Source organism: uncultured Amaricoccus sp. (assembly GCF_937858865.1).
In the GTDB taxonomy this organism is placed as follows: Bacteria; Pseudomonadota; Alphaproteobacteria; order Rhodobacterales; family Rhodobacteraceae; genus Amaricoccus.
Window position 1 is genome coordinate 1 of record NZ_CALLYO010000099.1, and the last position, 3441, is coordinate 3441.

Consider the following 3441-nt stretch of genomic DNA (forward strand, 5'->3'; position numbering starts at 1 on the left):
GAAGCTCATTCCGGGAAGCTCATTCCGGGACGAGGCCGTCCACCTCGTTGTCGCGGAGGACGGCGCGGGCGCGGAAGAAATCGCGGTCGGCGACCATGATCCGGCGGGGCAGGATGCCGATCGAGCCGTCGAGAACGCTCATGTGGACGTCCAGAACAAAGCAGTCTATATCCTCGCCCCGCAGCAGCGCGGTGCTGAAGGCGATAACGGTCGGATCATTGGTGCGCAGGAGTTCCCGCATGGCGCCGAGAGTAGAGGCCGCCGAGGCGGAGGTCGAGAGCCAAGCGCCGAGCCCGCTCGAGCGGCTGCAGGCGGCACTCGCCGGCGACATGGAGCGGGTGAACGGCCTGATCCGCGCCCGCATGGCGAGCAAGCACGCCCCGCGCATCCCGGAGGTGACGGCGCACCTGGTCGAGGCGGGGGGCAAGCGGCTGAGGCCGCTGCTCACGCTGGCGGCGGCGCGGCTCTGCGGCTACGAGGGGGAGCATCACCTCCGGCTGGCGGCGACGGTCGAGTTCATCCATACCGCGACGCTCCTGCATGACGACGTTGTGGACGAGAGCGCGCGGCGGCGGGGGCGGCCGACGGCGAACCTGCTTTGGGACAACAAGTCGAGCGTGCTGGTCGGGGACTATCTGTTCGCCCGCGCCTTCCAGCTGATGGTGGAGACGGGGACGCTGCGGGTACTCGACATCCTCGCCAACGCCTCGGCGGTGATCGCCGAGGGGGAGGTGCTGCAGCTGACGGCGGCGTCGAACCTCGGGACGGACGAGGCGACCTATCGGCAGGTGGTCAGGGGGAAGACGGCGGCGCTCTTCGCGGCGGCGGCCGAGGTCGGCGGGGTCATCGCCGGCGCCGGCGCGGCGGAGGTGGCGGCGCTCGCCACCTACGGCGACGCGCTGGGGATCGCCTTCCAGATCGCCGACGACCTGCTCGACTATGGCGGGGTCAGCGCGAACCTCGGGAAGAACATCGGCGACGACTTCCGCGAGCGGAAGATGACGCTGCCGGTCATCCGGGCGCTGGCGGAGGCGAGCCCGGTCGAGCGGCAGTTCTGGGCGCGGGTGATCGGGCGGGGCGAGCAGCGCGAGGGGGACCTCGAGCAGGCGCTGGCGCTGATGGGGCGGCACGGCAGCCTCGCGAGCACGCTCGAGACGGCGCGCGCCGAGGCGGCGCGGGCGCGGGAGGCGCTGGGGGCGCTGCCGCCGGGGGAGATGCGTGACCTGCTGGACGAGCTGGCCGACTTCGTGGTGGCGCGGGTCGCCTGAGCGGGCCGACAGGATTTCGCGCGCGAAGCTATACGTAACTTACTGATATTTCACGGACTTATTTTTTTCTTTAACCTTGCGCCCTTGCGCCTTCGTTACGCGCCGGCGGGCCGGATCGCGCCGACGCCGGGGCCGGCCAGGCGATCGCCCTGCGGACCGCGCCGGGCCGGCTTGATCCCGCGGCCGGGTGTGCCATGTAGCGGGTTCCGAGTGGACGACATGGATTGAAAGATGACCGCGCCTATCGAGCTCTACTACTGGCCGACCCCGAACGGGAAGAAGATCACCATCGCGCTCGCCGAGATGGGGCTGCCCTACAACGTCAACCTGGTGAACATCGGCAAGGGCGAGCAGTTCGCGCCCGCCTTCCTGGCGATCTCGCCCAACAACCGCATGCCGGCGATCGTCGACCCGGAGGGGCCGGACGGGGCGCCGATCTCGGTCTTCGAGTCGGGGGCGATCCTGCAGTATCTCGCGCGCAAGAGCGGGCGGTTCTACGGTCGCGACGAGCGGCAGCGGGTGGCGGTCGAGGAGTGGCTCTTCTGGCAGGTGGGCGGCGTCGGGCCGATGGCCGGGCAGGCGCACCACTTCCTGCGCTATGCGCCGACGATGGACCCGCCGCAGGTGCTGCCCTATGCGCAGGCGCGCTACCGGCGCGAGGTCGGGCGGCTCTACGGCGTCCTCGACCGGCGGCTGGCGGACCGCGAGTATGTCGCCGGGGACTATTCGATCGCCGACATGGCGATCTGGCCCTGGGCGATGGGCTGGCAGGGGCAGCAGCAGGATCTGGCCGAGTTCCCAAACATGGCGGCCTGGCTCGAGCGGGTCGGGGAACGGCCGGCGGTGATCGAGGGGGCGGCGGTCGCGACCGAGGTGCGCTCGGACCTGACGAGCGACCGGGAGGCGCAGCGCATCCTCTTCGGCCGGCGCTGAGGGGCGCGGCGAGGGTCGCGCCCCCCTCCCCTCCCGTGCTAAGGGGCGGGTGAATCGGACCCCGCGAGGCCCCCCCTGCCCCAGACGCTCACCATCCGCCGCCCGGACGACTGGCACCTGCACCTGCGCGACGGCGCGATGCTCGCGGGGGTGCTGCCGGCGTCGCGCCACTTCGCCCGGGCGATCGTGATGCCGAACCTGGTGCCGCCGGTGGTCACCGGCGCGCAGGCGCGGGCCTACCGCGAGCGGATCCTCGCCGCGCTGCCCGACGGGCAGGACTTCCGGCCGCTGATGACGCTCTACCTGACCGAGGAGACCGACCCGGCGGACATGGCGGCGGCCGCGGCGGACGGGCTCGTCGCGGCGGTGAAGCTCTATCCGGCGGGGGCCACGACCAATTCGGCGAGCGGGGTGCATTCGGTCCGCAAGGTCATGCCGGTGCTGGAGCGGATGGCCGAGGTCGGGCTGCCGCTCTGCGTGCACGGCGAGGTGACCGACGCCGAGGTCGACATCTTCGACCGGGAGGCGGCCTTCGTCGACCGGGTGCTGGCGCCGCTGCGGGCCGAGCTGCCGGAGCTCCGCATCGTCATGGAGCATGTGACGACGGCGGAGGGGGTGCATTTCGTGCGCTCGGCGCACGGCGTCGCCGGGACGCTGACCGTGCACCATCTGATCCTGAACCGGAACGACCTCCTCGTCGGGGGCGTCCGGCCGCACTACTACTGCCTGCCGGTGCTGAAGCGGGAGCGGCACCGGCTGGCGCTGCTGGCGGCGGCGACCGGCGGGGACGGGCGCTTCTTCCTCGGCACCGACAGCGCGCCGCACGCGCGCTCGGCCAAGGAGGCGGCCTGCGGCTGCGCCGGCGTCTTCTCGGCACCGGTGGCGCTCGCCTGCCTGGCGCACGTCTTCGAGATGGAGGGGGCGCTCGACCGGCTGGAGGGGTTCGCGAGCCTCAATGGCCCGGCCTTCTACGGGCTGCCGCCGAACGAGGAGCGGGTGACGCTGGAGCGCTCGCCCGGGGCGGTCGCGCTGCCGGCCGAGGTCGCGACCGGGGCCGGGCCGGTCGTGGTCTTCGACCCGGGCTTCCCGCTCCACTGGCGCGTCGTCGAGCGAAAGGAGCCCTGATGTTCGCCAACAGCTTCCCGCCCGACGCCGAGATGGCGCGGCTGACCGCCCGGATGCTGCTCGAGATCCGCGCGGTGCACTTCCGCCGCGACGAGCCCTACCGGCTGACCTCCGG

General features: G+C 72.1%; 4 protein-coding genes and 1 pseudogene. 4 read left to right on the plus strand and 1 reads right to left on the minus strand.

Features of this window, described 5'->3' with window-relative positions; genetic code table 11:
- Window positions 1-19: 19 nt before the first annotated feature.
- The gene (locus tag Q0112_RS02625; protein ID WP_297971015.1) at window positions 20-241 is read right to left on the minus strand and encodes a DUF2007 domain-containing protein; all 222 of its coding nucleotides are present in this window, start codon (window positions 239-241) and stop codon (window positions 20-22) included.
- Here Q0112_RS02625 and Q0112_RS02630 point away from each other — a divergent pair.
- From Q0112_RS02630 to Q0112_RS02645, 4 genes and pseudogenes are all read left to right on the plus strand, one after another.
- Window positions 240-1268 carry a polyprenyl synthetase family protein gene (locus Q0112_RS02630; protein ID WP_297971017.1) on the plus strand — a complete coding sequence of 343 codons (1029 nt, stop codon included), beginning with the start codon at window positions 240-242 and terminating at the stop codon, window positions 1266-1268. The two genes, Q0112_RS02625 and Q0112_RS02630, sit on opposite strands and share 2 nt — an antisense overlap.
- A 231-nt stretch (window positions 1269-1499) precedes the next feature.
- Window positions 1500-2201: a glutathione S-transferase N-terminal domain-containing protein gene (locus tag Q0112_RS02635; RefSeq protein WP_297971020.1), complete on the plus strand. Its 702-nt coding sequence runs from the start codon at window positions 1500-1502 to the stop codon at window positions 2199-2201.
- Between the two features lie 75 nt (window positions 2202-2276).
- Window positions 2277-3326, plus strand: coding sequence for a dihydroorotase (pyrC, locus tag Q0112_RS02640; RefSeq protein WP_297971023.1), 1050 nt, complete (start codon window positions 2277-2279; stop codon window positions 3324-3326).
- A pseudogene (locus Q0112_RS02645) lies at window positions 3326-3441 on the plus strand (orotate phosphoribosyltransferase); the annotation flags it as partial. The gene pyrC and the pseudogene Q0112_RS02645, both read left to right, overlap by 1 nt.